General features: G+C 59.2%; 10 protein-coding genes and 1 pseudogene. 10 read left to right on the plus strand and 1 reads right to left on the minus strand.

Features of this window, described 5'->3' with window-relative positions; all coding sequences use genetic code 11:
• Positions 1-196: 196 nt before the first annotated feature.
• The 4 genes and pseudogenes from CPA59_RS23335 to CPA59_RS16210 all read left to right on the plus strand — a co-directional run bounded on the left by CPA59_RS23335 (position 197) and on the right by CPA59_RS16210 (position 1629).
• A complete protein-coding gene (locus tag CPA59_RS23335) occupies positions 197-403 on the plus strand; it encodes a spore coat protein U domain-containing protein (protein WP_049842592.1) in 207 nt (68 codons plus the stop codon).
• A 127-nt stretch (positions 404-530) separates the two neighbouring features.
• Positions 531-872: pseudogene (locus CPA59_RS16195) on the plus strand (spore coat U domain-containing protein).
• A 203-nt stretch (positions 873-1075) separates the two neighbouring features.
• Positions 1076-1291, plus strand: coding sequence for a hypothetical protein (locus CPA59_RS16205; protein WP_049842594.1), 216 nt, complete (start codon positions 1076-1078; stop codon positions 1289-1291).
• Positions 1291-1629: a spore coat protein U domain-containing protein gene (locus CPA59_RS16210; protein ID WP_107760053.1), complete on the plus strand. Its 339-nt coding sequence runs from the start codon at positions 1291-1293 to the stop codon at positions 1627-1629. Before CPA59_RS16205 ends, CPA59_RS16210 begins: the two co-directional genes overlap by 1 nt.
• Before the next feature lie 139 nt (positions 1630-1768).
• Here the strand turns inward: CPA59_RS16210 and CPA59_RS16215 are convergent, their stop codons facing one another.
• On the minus strand, positions 1769-2731 hold the full coding sequence (locus tag CPA59_RS16215; protein WP_107760054.1) for an aldo/keto reductase: 963 nt from the start codon (positions 2729-2731) through the stop codon (positions 1769-1771).
• 254 nt (positions 2732-2985) lie between these two features.
• Between CPA59_RS16215 and CPA59_RS16220 the strand changes: the two genes are divergently transcribed.
• The 6 genes from CPA59_RS16220 to baeS all read left to right on the plus strand — a co-directional run bounded on the left by CPA59_RS16220 (position 2986) and on the right by baeS (position 14711).
• Positions 2986-4167 carry a NupC/NupG family nucleoside CNT transporter gene (locus CPA59_RS16220; protein ID WP_038911659.1) on the plus strand — a complete coding sequence of 394 codons (1182 nt, stop codon included), beginning with the start codon at positions 2986-2988 and terminating at the stop codon, positions 4165-4167.
• A gap of 212 nt (positions 4168-4379) precedes the next feature.
• On the plus strand, positions 4380-5627 hold the full coding sequence (locus CPA59_RS16225; protein ID WP_107760056.1) for an MdtA/MuxA family multidrug efflux RND transporter periplasmic adaptor subunit: 1248 nt from the start codon (positions 4380-4382) through the stop codon (positions 5625-5627).
• Positions 5627-8767, plus strand: a complete 3141-nt coding sequence (locus CPA59_RS16230) for an MdtB/MuxB family multidrug efflux RND transporter permease subunit (protein ID WP_107760058.1) — start codon at positions 5627-5629, stop codon at positions 8765-8767. Before CPA59_RS16225 ends, CPA59_RS16230 begins: the two co-directional genes overlap by 1 nt.
• A complete protein-coding gene (gene mdtC, locus CPA59_RS16235) occupies positions 8764-11853 on the plus strand; it encodes a multidrug efflux RND transporter permease subunit MdtC (RefSeq protein ID WP_107760060.1) in 3090 nt (1029 codons plus the stop codon). The genes CPA59_RS16230 and mdtC overlap by 4 nt, the downstream gene beginning before the upstream one ends.
• Positions 11854-11940: 87 nt before the next feature.
• Entirely contained in the window at positions 11941-13344 is a 1404-nt protein-coding gene (gene mdtD / locus CPA59_RS16240; RefSeq protein WP_107760062.1) for a multidrug transporter subunit MdtD, read from the plus strand.
• A gap of 8 nt (positions 13345-13352) precedes the next feature.
• The gene (gene baeS / locus CPA59_RS16245) at positions 13353-14711 is read left to right on the plus strand and encodes a two-component system sensor histidine kinase BaeS (RefSeq protein ID WP_107760064.1); all 1359 of its coding nucleotides are present in this window, start codon (positions 13353-13355) and stop codon (positions 14709-14711) included.
• The last annotated feature ends 13 nt before the right edge of the window (positions 14712-14724 follow it).

A 14724-nucleotide genomic window follows, 5' to 3' on the forward strand; every position in this document is an offset into this window, starting at 1 on the left:
CATCCAAATTTCAGGGTAAACACATCAGAAGGAAATAGATTTAACATTAAAACTTTTAAATCTCTGTGAATATGCACAGATGAAAGTACACCGTAATATGTCGATGTTATTCAAATGAGGTCACAGCTAACATGAAAGAAAATAACGTAGGCGCCAGTATAGCCGGTTCGGCATCCACTGGCAGCGCCACCGTCAGATGCAGAGCAGGGTTAAGTCCGGCTCCGCATCTGACGGTGGATTATATTCCAGCGGCGCACTACGCAGCGTTTCCAGCGACGGCAGAACCACCAAAATTCCCTATCGCTTATATTCAGACAGCGCGCGCACCAATGAAATAACCATTGGCGGCAGCGTACAGATTAACGCCAATGGTACCGCACAGGATATTACGGTTTATGGTTGAATACTGCCGGGAGATCAAAGCAACGCCAGTCCAGCGATAGGAACCTATACCAACACCGTTGTCGCCACGCTTTTCTGGTAGCCATATTTTTTAACTGCGAGTGGATAGGTCAGCGAAGTTATTTCTGATGGTTGATGCCGTCAGCAAGACCAGAACGGCCACCATTAACGTTTTCGCCACCATCATTGCCGGTTGTGCCTTCGGTACCACGATGGGCTTCTATTCCGGCGATCTGGGAACGATTGATTTCGGAATGCATACGGAAATCCCGAATAATCGCCATGCCGCAGGCGGTGAAGGAGCCGGATCGATTGTGGTGACCTGTACGCCAGACTCGTCCATGACTATCACGCTTGATTACGACTAAAATAGCGGCGGCAGTTCTGCTCGCTATCTGAAAAACACGAATACCGCAGATAAAATTGCCTACCAGCTTTATCAGGATACCAATTATTCCGCTATCTGGTGAAACAGCACGTTGACATATAGCGTGAGTTCATTTCCGGAAAAAAATACAGTGGCATATCGTTTATGACTGGTTATTTAGACAAGCTCAGCAACCCGTCATAGGTACCGATACGAATAAGATGACGGTAACCATTTCATATTGAATTAGAGAAAATGTGAAACGGACGACAATAATTTTCCTGCTTGTTTTAATGTTTATCTCCCATGCCGGTCTGGCCGATTTATCAAACCATTGAAGCCAACCAACGCAGCACCACCGTCTGGCTGGGAAATAAATCGCACCAGGATACAAAATTACAGATACAGGTTGTAGCCTGGCATCAGGAAAATAATCACGATGTTTATCATGACCCAAATGACGTCATCGCCAGCCCGTCCTTTACCCCCATTCCAGCGGCAAAACGGCAATTAATCCGGTGATGAGGCTCACCACGCCGCCTGCCGGCCAGCAAACAGCCTATCGCATTATTATTGATGAAGTGCCGGATTATTCCCCCGCTGACGGCACGCTGGCGGTAAATATGGTGGTGATGAAGGACTGTTTGATTATCAGCGCACCGGATGTCGATTTCGGTTCGGCCGCCTTCCCTTCGGCATTCACGTCCGTCAGCAGCAACATCATCGCCGTACAGCGCACCCAAAATCCCCCTTACAGCATCAATCTGATGCGGCACGAACGATCTCGGCAACCGGCGGCAGATGGCGCCGATGCCGGCAGGGACTTAACCGATACCGTAACGATCACGCTGACTTACTAAGCTGTCCCCCCATCATGCAGGACACGGCAGCCTGGGCACGCATTCAAATCTGATAAAGACCAAAACGAACAGGGCAGGGAACCGATACCGGCTCCCCGCCCTGTCATACCACGCCGCCACAGCAGCGTACGCCCGTCGATCAGGCGCTGGCGGTATTCAGTTGTTCAATCTCCCGAGGCGTCAGCGTCAGCCGGGTAGCGCTGGCCAGCTCCGCCACCTGTTCGACCGACGTGGCGCTGACTATCGGCGACGTCACGCCGGGCCGGGCAATCAGCCATGCCAGCGCGACCTGACCCGGCGTGGTGCGATGCGCCTCGGCCACCTGATCAAGTGCCTCAAGAATCGCCAGACCGCGCGGGTTGAGATAACGTTCCACCACGCCCTGACCGCGCGCGCTTTTTGCGGCATCGGCAGCCGAGCGATATTTGCCGGACAAAAAGCCGCTCGCCAGCGAATAATACCCAATCACGCCCAGCCCTTTGGCCTTCACCACCGGCGCCAGCGTGGATTCATAGTGCTGGCGATCGTACAGGTTATATTCCGGCTGCAGGGTTTCATAACGCGCCAGGTGGTTATCCTTGCTAACCTGCAACGCCTGCGCCAGACGTTCGCCGTCATAATTGGATGCGCCGATGGCGCGTACCTTGCCTTCACGGATCAGCGCGTCGAACGCCGACAGCGTCTCTTCCAGCGGGGTGCTTTTATCATCATCATGGGATTGATACAGGTCGATATAATCGGTCTGCAGGCGACGCAGCGAATCTTCCACCGCCCGACGGATGTAAACGGCCGACAACCCGTGCCGGTCGCCGCCCATGTCCTTGCCCACTTTGGTGGCGATAATCACCCGATCGCGGTTTCCACGTTGTTTCAGCCAGTTGCCAATAATGCTTTCCGACTCGCCGCCTTTATTGCCCGGCGCCCAGGTCGAATACATATCAGCGGTATCAATAAAGTGCAGCCCTTGATCAAGCAGGGCGTCCAGCACCCGAAACGAGGCTGACTCGTCAATGGTCCAGCCAAACACGTTGCCGCCAAAAGTCAGCAACGGCACCCGAATTCCTGAATGTCCCAGTTCTCGTAATGCGTCAGACGCAGGCATTGTCATCTCCTTGTGTTGTTTCCCAGCCCGACGAGGTTGCCGGCGGGGAATCTTCATCACAGCATTTTCCGGTCAGACATGATGAAATCGTCCCGACATCACCCAGACAGAAGTGAATGCTATGAGACCCACGCTTTAGTTTAGGTTATTTTCCGCGATATAATCTCGCTTTTGCGCCTTACGTCTCATTTTAAGCGCAATCGTTACATAAAATGACGACCAAAAATCGGCCCCTATCATAATTTGGAGCAAACATGTCCAACATTCTGCAATTTATTCTGGCGCTGCTCGTTGTCGCCGGCCTGTCACTGCTGGTGTGCCGCGATCGTAAAAGCATTCGCGTCAGGTATATTGTTCAACTTTTAGTCATTGAAATTCTGCTTGCCTATTTCTTCCTCTATTCCAGCGCAGGCTTGGGTTTCGTAAAAGGCTTTGCGGGTCTGTTCGACAAGCTGCTCAGTTTCGCTGGAGAAGGCACCACCTTCGTCTTCGGCAATATCGGTAACAATAGCTTCGTGTTCTTCCTGAAAGTACTGTGCCCGATCGTGTTCATTTCCGCGCTGATCGGTATTTTGCAGCACATCAAAGTCCTGCCGTTCATCATCCGTCTGATCGGTACCATCCTGTCCAAAGTCAACGGCATGGGCAAACTGGAATCCTTCAACGCCGTCAGCTCGCTGATTCTGGGCCAGTCTGAAAACTTCATCGCGTATAAAGACATTCTGGGGCAGATGTCCGAGAAACGGATGTACACCATGGCCGCCACCGCCATGTCCACGGTATCGATGTCAATCGTCGGCGCCTACATGTCGATGCTGGACGCCAAATACGTCGTGGCGGCGCTGGTGCTCAACATGTTCAGCACCTTCATCGTGCTGTCGCTCATCAACCCTTACGACACCAACGAAGAAAAAGAGCTGCACCTGAGCAACCTGCACGAAGGTCAGAGCTTCTTTGAAATGCTGGGCGAATACATTCTGGCGGGTTTCAAGGTTGCGGTGATCGTCGCCGCTATGCTGATCGGTTTCATCGCGCTGATCGCCGGCATCAACGCCCTGTTCAGCGCCGTATTCGGTCTGAGCTTCCAGGAAGTGCTGGGTTACGCGTTCTATCCGCTCGCCTGGGTGATGGGCATTCCGAAAGCCGAAGCGTTGCAGGTCGGCAGTATTATGGCGACCAAACTGGTATCCAACGAATTCGTCGCCATGATGGAACTGCAGAAAGTGGCCGGTCAGCTGTCGCCGCGTAGCGTGGGCATCCTGTCGGTCTTCCTGGTATCTTTCGCCAACTTCTCGTCGATCGGCATCGTGGCCGGGGCGATCAAGGGGCTGAACGAAATGCAGGGCAACACCGTTTCCCGTTTCGGCCTGAAGCTGGTGTACGGCTCCACGCTGGTCAGCTTGCTGTCCGCCGCCGTCGCCGGTCTGGTGCTGTAATCCAGCCGTCTTGAGAATGACATCTCGCTGACACACCAGGCATACCATCCCCGGCGTTTACCGCGCCGGGGATTCTTTTTCTACAAACCCTGACATATCTTCCATATTTCCTCCATTTTTGTCCTCCGTTCGCTGTTTAAACTAGTATCATAATATTCAGTGTTTCATGGGCTTATCTTGGCCTGTGCTGATTGGAGGTTCCTTCCATAGCTATGAACGCCACACGCTTATCTCGCTTCCTGATACTGGCTGTTGTTATTGCCGCCATTTTTTTCGCCTGGCGTTATTTCCATACATCACAATCAGAATCCGCCAACGGGGGGACCGCCACACAGCAAGCCACCCATCAGGGACAAGGCCGAAGCGGCGGCGGTCGCCGCGGCGGCTCTTCAGCGCCGCCGCCGGTACAGGCCGCACTCTCTTCTTCGTCCTCCGTGCCTTATTACCTGTCGGGTCTGGGTACGGTTACCGCCGCCAATACCGTCACGGTGCACAGCCGGGTCAGCGGCCAGTTGATGGCGATCCACTTTCAGGAAGGGCAACAGGTTAAGGAAGGTGACCTGCTGGCGGAAATCGATCCGCGCCCGTTCGACGTCGCATTGACGCAGGCACAGGGGCAACTGGCCAAAGATCAGGCGCTGCTGGTCAACGCCCGTCAGGATTTGGCCCGCTACCGGCAACTGTCCAAAACCAGTCTGGTTTCCGGTCAGCAACTGGACACCCAGGAATCGCTGGTGCGCCAGTATGAAGCGACGGTGAAATCGGATCAGGGGTCGGTCGCCAGCGCGCAGTTGCAGTTGGATTACAGCCGCATCACCGCGCCGTTTAGCGGCCGCGTCGGCCTGCGTCAGATTGACATCGGCAACTACGTCACCAGCACCGATAATCTGCTGGTGTTGACGCAAACCCACCCGATCGACGCCGTTTTCACCGTGCCGGAAAGCGATATCGCCACCGTGCTGAAAGCGCAGAAATCCGGTCAGCCGGTACTGGTGGAAGCCTGGGATCGCGCCAATCAGCACATTCTCTCTCAGGGCCGACTGCTGAGCATGGATAACCAGATCGACGCCACCACCGGCACCATCAAGCTGAAAGCCCGCTTCGACAATACCGACGATGCGCTGTTCCCCAACCAGTTCGTCAACATCAAGATGAAAGTGGATACCCTGCAAAATGTGGTGGTGGCGCCATCATCCGCGATCCAGATGGGTAACGAAGGGCGCTTTGTCTGGGTACTGAACGACCAGGATCAGGTCAGCAAACACCTTGTCACCACCGGTATTCAGTACGGCCAGCAAACCGTGGTTTCGACCGGGTTGAACGCCGGCGAACGGGTGGTCACCGACGGGATCGATCGCCTGACCGAAGGCGCGCGCGTTGAAGTACTGGCGCCCGCGACGGCGGATGCCAAATCCACCGCCGGCACGGAAAAACGTCAGCATAAAGCGGAGAAATCCTGATGCAGGAGACGACGCCGTTACAGGACGCCGCGCCGCTTGATGGCGGCGGGCCGTCGCGCCTGTTTATTCTCCGGCCGATCGCCACCACGCTGCTGATGATCGCTATCCTGCTGGCCGGGATCGTCGGCTATCGCGCATTGCCGGTTTCGGCGCTGCCGGAAGTGGACTACCCGACGATTCAGGTGGTGACGTTGTACCCCGGCGCCAGTCCGGACGTGATGACCTCGGCGGTCACCGCGCCGCTGGAACATCAGTTCGGCAGCATGTCCGGCCTCAAGCAGATGTCGAGCCAAAGCTCCGGCGGTTCATCGGTGATCACGCTGCAGTTCCAGCTTTCGCTGCCGCTGGACGTAGCGGAACAGGATGTGCAGGCGGCCATTAACGCCGCCACCAATCTGCTGCCCAGCGATCTGCCGTTCCCGCCCACCTACAGCAAAGTCAACCCGGCGGATCCGCCGATCATGACGCTGGCAGTCACCTCCACCGCCCTGCCGCTGACGCAGGTGCAGGACATGATCGAAACGCGCATCGCGCAGAAGATTGCTCAGGTGGAAGGCGTCGGGCTGGTTACTCTGGCCGGCGGACAACGGCCGTCGGTGCGGGTCAAACTCAATCCGGGCGCGCTCGCCGCCTATGGGTTGAGCAGCGAAACGGTACGCACCGCCATCACCGCCGCCAACGTCAACACCCCCAAAGGCAGTTTTGACGGCCCGGCGCGTGCGGTCACGCTATCCGCCAACGACCAGATGCGTTCGCTCGACGACTACCGCCAGTTGATCATTGCCTGGAAAAACAACGCGCCGGTGCGGCTACAGGATGTCGCCACGGTAGAACAGGCGGCGGAAAACACCCATCTGGCGGCATGGGCCAACCAGAATCAGGCGATTGTCCTCAACATTCAGCGTCAGCCGGGGGCTAATGTGATCGCCACCGCCGACCATATCCGCAGCCTGTTGCCGACGCTGAAAGCCAGTTTGCCCAAATCGGTGGACGTTGCTCTGCTCACCGACCGCACCACCACCATCCGCGCGTCGGTAGACGATGTGCAGTTTGAGCTGATTCTGGCTATCGCACTGGTGGTGATGGTGATTTATCTGTTTCTGCGTAACGCGGTGGCGACGCTGATCCCCAGCATCGCGGTGCCGCTGTCGCTGGTGGGTACCTTCGCCGCCATGTATTTTCTCGGCTTCTCGATCAACAACCTGACGCTGATGGCGCTAACCATCGCCACCGGCTTTGTGGTGGATGACGCCATCGTGGTAATCGAGAACATCGCCCGCTATATCGAGAAAGGCGAAAAACCGCTGCAGGCGGCGCTGAAAGGCGCGGGGGAAATCGGCTTTACCATTATCTCACTGACCTTTTCGCTGATCGCGGTGCTGATCCCGCTGCTGTTCATGGGCGATATCATCGGCCGTCTGTTCCGCGAATTCGCCGTTACGCTGGCGGTGTCGATCCTGATCTCCGCCGTGGTGTCGCTGACGCTGACGCCCATGATGTGCGCTCGCCTGCTCAGCCACCAGTCGCTGAGCCGGCAGAACCGTTTTACCCGCGCCAGCGAGCGCTTCTTTGATGGCGTGATCGCGCTATACGGCCGCGGCCTGACGCGGGTGCTTAGTCATCCGTGGATTACCCTCGGCGTCGCGCTGAGCACGCTGGTGCTGACCATTCTGCTGTATATCGTGATCCCCAAAGGCTTTTTCCCGATACAGGACAACGGCATCATTCAGGGTACCGTCCAGGCGTCGCAAACCATCTCGTTCACCGGCATGGTGGACAAACAGCAGCAGGTCACCGCGCTGATCATGAAGGACCCGGCGGTGGAAAGCGTCTCGTCGTTTATCGGCGTCGACGGCACCAACCCGTCGCTCAACAGCGGCAGATTGCAGATCAACCTGAAACCGCTGGAGGAGCGCAGCGACCGTATTCAGGGCGTGATTGAACGACTGCAACAACAAATGTCCGCCCTGCCCGGCGTTCAGCTTTATCTGCAACCGGTGCAGGACCTGACCATCGATACCCAGGTCAGCCGCACCCAGTATCAGTTCACCCTGCAAACCATGTCGCTGGATGAACTCAGCACCTGGGTGCCGAAGCTGACCGCCGAGCTACAGAAACTGCCGCAGTTGCAGGATGTCAGCAGCGACTGGCAGGACAGCGGCGCGGTGGCCTACCTCAAGGTCAACCGCGACAGCGCCAGCCGCCTCGGCATCACCATGTCGCAGGTGGACAGCGCGCTGTACAACGCCTTCGGCCAGCGGCTGATCTCCACCATTTATACCCAGTCCAATCAGTACCGGGTGGTGCTGGAACAGCATCACGACAGCAGCAACGGACTGGCGGCGCTGGACGATATCCGGCTGATCAACAGTAGCGGCGGCGTGGTGCCGCTCAGTAGCATCGCCTCGGTGGAAGAGCGTCAGGGGCCGCTGTCGATCAACCACATCGATCAGTTCCCCTCCACCACCATTTCGTTCAACGTGGCGCCCGGCTACGCGCTGGGGGATGCGGTGAAAGTCATCCAGGAAACGCAGCAGCAGATGCAGTTGCCCAGCGACATCATTACCCGCTTTCAGGGCAGCACGCTGGCGTTCCAGTCGGCGCTGACCAGCACCATCTGGCTGGTGGTGGCCGCGGTCGTGGCGATGTATATCGTGCTGGGCGTGCTGTATGAAAGTTTTATCCACCCGGTCACCATCCTCTCCACCCTGCCGACCGCCGGGGTCGGCGCGCTGCTGGCGCTGATGATCGCAGGCAGCGACCTGAACATCATCGCCATCATCGGCATCATTTTGCTGATCGGCATCGTGAAGAAGAACGCCATCATGATGATCGATTTTGCGCTGGCCGCTGAACGCGAACAGGGCATGACGCCGTATCAGGCCATTTATCAGGCTTGTCTGCTGCGTTTTCGCCCGATCCTGATGACGACGATGGCGGCGCTGCTCAGCGCCGTACCGCTGATGTTCAGTACCGGCGTAGGCGCGGAGCTGCGCCGCCCGCTCGGCATCTGTATGGTCGGCGGGCTGGTGATGAGCCAGGTGCTGACGCTGTTTACCACGCCGGTGATTTACCTGCTGTTTGACCGCCTGGCGCATCGTCTGCGTCGCCGCCAGCCGCAGGAAGGGGAAGTACAGTGAAGTTCTTCGCGCTGTTTATCCATCGTCCGGTCGCCACCACGTTGCTGGCGCTGGCGATAGCGCTGTGCGGCCTGCTCGGCTATCAGTTGCTGCCGGTGTCGCCGCTGCCGCAGGTGGATTATCCGGTGATTTCGGTCACCGCCACCCTGCCCGGCGCATCGCCGGAAACCATGGCGTCGTCGGTGGCGACGCCGCTGGAGCGCTCGCTGGGCCGCATCGCCGGCGTCAATGAAATGACGTCGATGAGTTCGCTGGGCAATACCCGCATCATCCTGCAGTTTGCGCTGGAGCGCGACATCAACGGCGCGGCCCGCGACGTGCAGGCGGCGATCAACGCCGCCCAAAGCCTGTTGCCGAGCAGCATGCCGAGCCGTCCTTACTACCGTAAAGTGAACCCGTCCGATGCGCCGATCATGATCATGACGCTGACATCGGACACCTATGGTCCCGGCCAGTTGTACGACTACGCCTCCACCCAGATTGCCCAGCGCGTCTCGCAGATCGACGGCGTCGGCGACGTCACCATCGGCGGCAGCTCGTTGCCGGCGGTGCGAGTGGCGCTCAACCCGCAGGCGCTGTTCAATCAGGGCGTATCGCTGGACGCCGTGCGCCAGTCGATCGCCCAGTCCAACGTGCGCCAGCCGCTCGGCAGCGTCGACAGCGGCAGCACTCACTACCAGATTCAGACCAACGACGAGCTGAAAACCGCCGACGCCTATCGCTCGCTGATCGTCCACTACAACAATGGCGCGCCGGTGCGCCTGAGCGACGTGGCGACAGTGAAAGATTCGGTGCAGAACGTGCTCAACGCCGGGATGACCAACGCCAAACCCGCCATTCTGGTGATGATCCGCCGGGCGCCGGACGCCAATATCATTTCCACCGTCGATGCCATCCGCGCTTCGATGCCGGAACTGCAAGCCCTGCTGCCCGCGTCAATCACCCTGAATGTCGCGCAGGACCGCTCGCCCACCATTCGCGCCTCGCTGCGCGATGTCGAGCGCTCGCTGACTATCGCCGTGTCGCTGGTGATTCTGGTGGTGTTTTTGTTCCTGCGCTCCGGGCGCGCCACGCTGATTCCAGCCATCGCCGTACCGGTGTCGCTGATCGGCACCTTCTCCGCCATGTACCTGTGCGGTTTCAGCCTTAACAACCTGTCGCTGATGGCGTTGACCGTCGCCACCGGTTTCGTGGTGGATGACGCCATCGTGGTGCTGGAGAACATTTCCCGCCATATCGAAGCAGGCATGAAACCGCTGCAAGCCTCATTGCAAGGGGTGCGGGAGGTCGGCTTCACCGTGGTGTCGATGAGCCTGTCGCTGATCGCGGTGTTTATTCCGCTGCTGTTCATGGATGGCCTGCCGGGGCGATTGTTCCGCGAGTTCTCGATTACGCTGTCGGTGGCGATCCTGATTTCATTGCTGGTGTCCATCACCCTGACGCCGATGATGTGCGCCCGGCTGCTGCGCCATCACGCGCCCCGCAGCCAGCCGCGCACCCGCGGCTTCAACCGGCTCCTGCTCGGGCTGCAACAAGGTTACGGCCGCAGCCTGCGCTGGGTGCTGAACCACTCGCGCTGGGTGATGATGGTGCTGCTTGGCACTATCGGCCTGAGCGTCTGGTTGTACATCAGCATTCCCAAAACCTTCTTCCCCGAGCAGGACACCGGCCGGTTGATGGGGTTTATTCAGGCCGACCAGAGCATCTCCTTCCAGGCGATGAAGCGCAAACTGCAGGATTTCATGACCATCGTGCGCGCCGACCCGGCGGTGGATAACGTCACCGGTTTCACCGGCGGCATGCGCACCAACAGCGGCTCGATGTTCATCAGCCTGAAGCCGCTGGCCCAGCGTGACGTCAGCGCCCAGCAGGTGATAACCCGGCTGCGCGCCAACCTGGCGAAAGAACCGGGAGCCAACCTGTACCTGATGGCGGTGCAGGACGTACGCATCGGCGGGCGCGAGTCCAACGCCGGTTACCAGTTCTCGCTGCTGTCGGATGACCTGTCGGTGCTGAGAACCTGGGAGCCGAAAATCCGCGATGCCCTGAGCAAGCTGCCGCAACTGGCGGACGTCAGTTCCGACCAACAGGACAAGGGCGCCGAGCTGATGATGGTGTACGATCGCGACGCGATGGCGCGCCTCGGCATCAACGTCTCCAGCGTCAACACGCTGCTGAACAACGCCTTCGGTCAGCGCCAGATCTCCACCATCTACCAGCCGATGAACCAGTACAAGGTGGTGATGGAGGTGGATTCAGCCTACACCCAGGACCCGAGTTCGCTGGATAAGATGTTTGTAATCAACAACGACGGCAAGCCGATACCGCTGTCGTTCTTCGCCCGCTGGCAGCCGGCCAACGCGCCGCTGGCGGTCAACCATCAGGGGCTGTCGGCCGCCGCCACCCTCTCCTTCAACCTGCCGGAAGGCGCCAGCCTGTCGGACGCCACCACCGCCATCGAGCGCACCATGACCGCGCTGGGGGTGCCGCCCACCGTGCGGGGCCAGTTTGCCGGTACCGCGCTGGCGTTCCAGCAGTCGCAACATTCGCAGGTGGTGCTGATCATCGCGGCGATCCTGACGGTGTATATCGTGCTGGGGATACTGTACGAGAATGTCGCCCACCCGCTAACCATTCTCTCGACGCTGCCGTCCGCCGGGGTCGGCGCGCTGCTGGCGCTGGAGCTGTTTGACAAACCGTTCAGCCTGATCGCGCTGATTGGCATTCTGCTGTTGATCGGCATCGTGAAGAAAAACGCCATCATGATGGTGGACTTTGCGCTGGTGGCGCAGCGCGAAGGAAAACTGCCGGCGCGCGAGGCGATTTTCCGCGCCTGCATGTTGCGTTTCCGCCCGATCATGATGACCACGATGGCGGCGCTGTTCGGCGCGCTACCGCTGGTACTGAGCAGCGGCGACGGTTCGGAGCTGCGCCAGCCGCTCGGCATCACCATCGTCGGCGGGCTGGTGATGAGCCAGTTGCTGACGCTGTACACCACGCCGGTGGTGTACCTGTTCTTTGATCGCCTGCAATGGCGTCGCCGCGAACGCCCTGACGCGACCACACATACCGAACCGTCGGCCTGATGCCGCGCTAGCCGTACCTGTAACAATTCGCCGGGGTTCGCCCCGGCGCCTGCAAGGGACAGGATATTCCCGGGAGTAACACCAAGCATGACCAATCAGCCCGCCTCCGTTCGCTGGCAATTGTGGATTGTGGCCTTCGGCTTTTTTATGCAAGCGCTGGACACCACCATCGTCAACACCGCCCTGCCCTCCATGGCTGTCAGCCTCAATGAAAGCCCGCTGCGTATGCATGCCGTGATCGTGGCCTATGTGCTGACGGTGGCGATGATGCTGCCTGCCAGCGGCTGGCTGGCGGACCGGCTAGGCGTGAGGAACGTCTTCTTTTCCGCCATCGTGCTGTTCAGCCTCGGCTCGCTGCTGTGCGCTCGCTCCACCACCCTGAACGAACTGCTGTTTTCCCGCGTGCTTCAGGGCGTCGGCGGCGCGATGATGGTGCCGATCGGCCGGCTGACGGTGATGAAGCTGGTGCCGCGCGATCAGTACATGGCGGCGATGACCTTCGTCACGCTGCCGGGGCAGATCGGCCCGCTGATGGGACCGACGCTCGGCGGCTTTCTGGTGCAGTACGCCAGCTGGCACTGGATTTTCCTGATCAATATTCCGGTCGGCCTGGTCGGCGCCCTCGCCACCTGGTGGCTGATGCCCAATTTCACCATGCCGCCGCGTCGTTTCGACCTGCGCGGCTTTGTCTGTCTGGTCATCGCCATGGGCGCCCTGACGCTGGCGCTGGACGGCCAGAAAAGCCTCGGTTTGTCGGCGCCGGCGCTGAGCGCGCTGGTGCTGACCGGCCTGCTGGCGCTACTGGGGTATTGGCTGCACGCCAGAAACAATGAGCAGTCGTTGTTCAACCTGCGTCTGTTCGACACCCGCAGCTTTACCATCGGGCTGTTCGGCGGCTGGCTGGCGCGCATCGGCAGCGGCATGCTGCCGTTCATGACCCCGGTGTTTCTGCAAATCGGGCTGGGATACACGCCGTTTCACGCCGGCATGATGATGATTCCGCTGGTGCTGGGTAACATGGGGATGAAACGGCTGGTGGTGATTATCGTTAACCGGTTCGGCTACCGCGCGGTACTGATCGCCTCCACCCTGGCGCTGGCGCTCGCTACCCTGCTGTTTGCGCTGGTGGCGCTAATGAGCTGGCACTGGATGATGCCGGTGGTACTGCTGCTGGTGGGCATGGTGAACGGTATTCGCTTTTCCACCATGAATACCCTGACGCTCAAGGACCTGCCGGACTCCCTGGCCAGCGGCGGCAACAGCCTGTTGTCGATGTCGATGCAGTTATCCACCAGTATGGGGGTGACCATCGCCGGCCTGCTGCTGGGGATTTTCGCCAACCAGCATCTGGTGAGCGGCGCACCGGAAACCCACACCGTATTCCTTTACACCTATCTCTGCATGGTGGTGGTGATGGCGTTCCCGGCGCTGATTTTCAACCGGGTGCCGTCCGATACCGTTCAACAGGCGACGCTGACGCGTTCCTCATGAGGTGAATGATGAGATTCGGCATTACCGCCCGACTATTTCTGGCGATTTTTTCCACCTGCATGCTGGTGCTGGTGATCATGCACTTTGGCGTCCGGCTTAGTTTCGAGAAAGGGTTTATCGACTATATCCGCCACGGCAACGAGCAGCGGGTGGTGCAAATTCGCGGCTGGCTGGAAGATCAATACCAGCAGTACGGCAATTGGGATTTTCTGCACAACAACGAGCGCGGCATTTTCCCCATGCTGCGCTCGATGGAACAGAACAACGACGAAGCGATGCAGGGCTGGCGCACCCGGTTTTGGATCATGGATGAGAACCGCCGCCGACTGATCGGCCCGCCGATCCCGATGCCTGCCGGCAGCAGTTGGCAGCCGCTGACCGTGAAAAAACAGACCGTCGGCTGGCTGGTGGCCGCGCCGGTGGAAGGGCTGACCCGTAGCGCCGATATCAGCTTCGACCGCCAGCAACAGCGTACCAGTTGGCTGATTGTCGCCTTCACCACCCTGCTGGCCGCGGTGGTGACCTGGATGATGTCGCGCGGCCTGCTGGCGCCGGTCAAACGGCTGGTCAGCGGCATCCACCAGTTGGCGGTCGGGGATTTCGGCACCCGGGTTTCCGCCAACGGACGCGACGAACTGGGGCGTCTGGCGCAGGATTTTAACCAATTGGCCTCGGCGCTGGAGAAAAACGAGCAGTCGCGCCGCGCGTTTATGGCGGATATCTCGCACGAACTGCGTACCCCGCTGGCGGTGTTGCGCGGCGAACTGGAAGCGTTGCAGGACGGCGTGCGCCGGCCGGACACCGCGGCGTTCGGCTCGCTACAGTCGGAGGTCGCGTTGCTGACCAAGCTGGTGGACGACCTGCATCAGCTGTCGCTGTCCGATCTGGGCGCACTGGCTTATCGCAAGGCCGCCGTCAACGCCAGCGCCCTGTTGCAGGTGTCGGTGGCGGCGTTCAGGGAGCGTTTTCAGCAAAAAGGCATCCGGCTGACCACCCGCCTTCACCCCGAAGCCGTGGTGTTTGGCGACCCGGATCGTCTGAACCAGCTGTTCAACAACCTGATGGAAAACAGCCTGCGTTATACTGACAACGAGGGCCAGTTGGAAGTGGAAACCGAACTGCGCCAGCAACGGCTGATTATCCACTGGCGCGACAGCGCCCCCGGCATCAGCGATGAACAGCTGGCGCTGATCTTCGAACGCTTCTACCGCGCGGAAAGCTCGCGTAACCGCGCCAGCGGCGGCTCGGGTCTGGGGTTGTCGATTTGCGCCAATATCGTTGAGGCGCACGATGGACGCCTGTATGCTGATCATTCAGCGCTCGGCGGCGTGCAAATTACTGTCGAGCTTCCGTTGCACCTATCCTGATACAGGCAGGTAA

This window comes from Dickeya sp. Secpp 1600 (genome assembly GCF_003049805.1).
In the GTDB taxonomy this organism is placed as follows: domain Bacteria; phylum Pseudomonadota; class Gammaproteobacteria; order Enterobacterales; family Enterobacteriaceae; genus Dickeya; species Dickeya fangzhongdai.

Excerpts from the sequence above, each read along its gene's own strand:
- CPA59_RS23335 (WP_049842592.1), top strand. The coding sequence starts at position 197 with ATGCAGAGCAGGGTTAAGTCCGGCTCCGCATCTGACGGTGGATTATAT.
- CPA59_RS16205 (WP_049842594.1), top strand. The coding sequence starts at position 1,076 with ATGCCGGTCTGGCCGATTTATCAAACCATTGAAGCCAACCAACGCAGC.
- CPA59_RS16210 (WP_107760053.1), top strand. The coding sequence starts at position 1,291 with ATGAGGCTCACCACGCCGCCTGCCGGCCAGCAAACAGCCTATCGCATT.
- CPA59_RS16215 (WP_107760054.1), bottom strand. The coding sequence starts at position 2,731 with ATGCCTGCGTCTGACGCATTACGAGAACTGGGACATTCAGGAATTCGG.
- CPA59_RS16220 (WP_038911659.1), top strand. The coding sequence starts at position 2,986 with ATGTCCAACATTCTGCAATTTATTCTGGCGCTGCTCGTTGTCGCCGGC.
- CPA59_RS16225 (WP_107760056.1), top strand. The coding sequence starts at position 4,380 with ATGAACGCCACACGCTTATCTCGCTTCCTGATACTGGCTGTTGTTATT.
- CPA59_RS16230 (WP_107760058.1), top strand. The coding sequence starts at position 5,627 with ATGCAGGAGACGACGCCGTTACAGGACGCCGCGCCGCTTGATGGCGGC.
- mdtD (WP_107760062.1), top strand. The coding sequence starts at position 11,941 with ATGACCAATCAGCCCGCCTCCGTTCGCTGGCAATTGTGGATTGTGGCC.
- baeS (WP_107760064.1), top strand. The coding sequence starts at position 13,353 with ATGAGATTCGGCATTACCGCCCGACTATTTCTGGCGATTTTTTCCACC.